Below are 1,566 nucleotides of genomic sequence, written 5' to 3' on the forward strand. Positions count from 1 at the left end.
AGCATCACCCGATTGCCGTTCCAGCCGCGCTCGGCCAGCCAGCCGACGATCGCACCGACGATCGGGAAGGAGAAGAGATAGCCGCCGGTCGGGCCCATAAAATGCTGCACGCCGGCCGCACCGCCGGCCAGAACCGGGAAGCCGGCGGCACCCTCGACAAGCCAGGCCGCGATGGTGAGCGCGCCGAAGCGCCAGCCATAGAGCGCACCGACCAGCGTCACCGCGAAGGTCTGCATGGTCACCGGAACCGGCACCATCGGCACCTCGATGTAGGACGACAGCGCCAGGAACAGCGAGCCGAGGACGACGGCGCCGAACTGCCAGGCAACGGAGCGGCTGTGCAGTTGGAGCGGGCTGAAGGAAGACTGGCGGGTCGAAACGGCGATGTTTGTCACGGTGAGGTCCCTGGTTGAGTTGAAATTATAGATAATTCCTGCAATCGATCTATTATCGAATCCATATTTTTGCGGAGATGGCAAGCGCTGCCTTGCGGAGGGCAATGAGGCTGAGCCATTCATGGGCAATCGGGGCGCCCAAAACCGACATTTGACTGCCATTGAGCGCAGAAAGGCAGCTGTGTCTGCGTTCTCGCGCTAGCCGACGATGGCGAAGGCGTCGCGAGTCCTGCCGGAAGCGGTCTTGACCGGTTTTTGGCCGATCCATTGCACATGCCGGCCGAGCGTGGCGGCGGCCGATTCCGTGTTGCCTTGCCTCAGCGCGCTCAGGATCGCCCGGTGATCCTGATCGGTGCGGGTCTCCCATTCGGAGCGCCAGGCGGCGAACAGGAAACGCGCGCTTGCGGCATGCAGGTCGTCGATGGTGGAAAGCAGGCGCGGCATGTTGCAGGGCGTCAAGATCAAGCGGTGGAAGGTGCGATTGGCCTCCTCCCAGGAGCGGACATCGCGGGATTTGTCGCCCGCCTTGGTCGCCTCCTCGGCGCGGTCGAGGATCGCCGGCGTCAGATGCGGCGCGGCGTGGCGCAGCGCCAACACTTCGAGCGCGGCGCGCATCTCGGCCACTTCCCTGACCTCGCCGAGATCGAAAGCGGCCACACGCACGCCGCGGCGCGGCTCGCTGATCGCCAAACCCTGCGCCTCGAGGCGGCGGAAGGCCTCGCGCACCGGCACGTGGCTGGTGCCGAATTCCTCGGCGACATGATCCTGGCGCAGCCGCGATCCGGGCTCGATAGCGCCCGAAATGATGCGGTCCGCCAGTTCCTTGCTGATGCGGACGGCGATCGTGTCCTCTGTGGTGGCCATGTTTTATAGATAATTTGCTGAGCTGCCGTTTGTCGAGACGGCCAGAGCGGAATCACAGGCGCCCGCCCGGCGGACGCCAGGCGATGCCAAGGAGAACCGACAGGCGCTCAGTTGACGCGGCTGATGCAGAAATCGATGACGTCGATCAGCGCCGATTTCTGCGGCGTCGCCTCCAGCGGCGCGAGCGCGTCGCGGGCGATCTCGCCGAAGTGACGGGCGCGGCCAATCGTGTCGGCGATGGCGCCATGGCGGGTCATCAGACCGATCGCCTTTTCGAGCCCGGCATCGTCGGCGACATTTTCCTCGA

General features: G+C 65.1%; 2 protein-coding genes and 1 pseudogene. All 3 read right to left on the reverse strand.

What is annotated here, in order from left to right:
* On the reverse strand, window positions 1-395 hold a 395-nt coding region (locus tag EOA49_RS31855; protein WP_164749381.1), incomplete at its 3' end, for a biotin transporter BioY.
* A gap of 198 nt (window positions 396-593) precedes the next feature.
* Window positions 594-1,259, reverse strand: a complete 666-nt coding sequence (locus tag EOA49_RS31860; RefSeq protein ID WP_095800918.1) for a GntR family transcriptional regulator — start codon at window positions 1,257-1,259, stop codon at window positions 594-596.
* Between the two features lie 107 nt (window positions 1,260-1,366).
* Window positions 1,367-1,566: pseudogene (locus EOA49_RS31865) on the reverse strand (polyprenyl synthetase family protein); the annotation flags it as partial.

Origin of the sequence: Mesorhizobium sp. M1A.F.Ca.IN.020.04.1.1, from assembly GCF_003997315.1 — a bacterium.
Lineage (GTDB): Bacteria > Pseudomonadota > Alphaproteobacteria > Rhizobiales > Rhizobiaceae > Mesorhizobium.

What these genes read in the sequence shown, in the direction of transcription:
- EOA49_RS31860 (WP_095800918.1), bottom strand. Translation starts at nt 1,259, where the DNA reads ATGGCCACCACAGAGGACACGATCGCCGTCCGCATCAGCAAGGAACTG.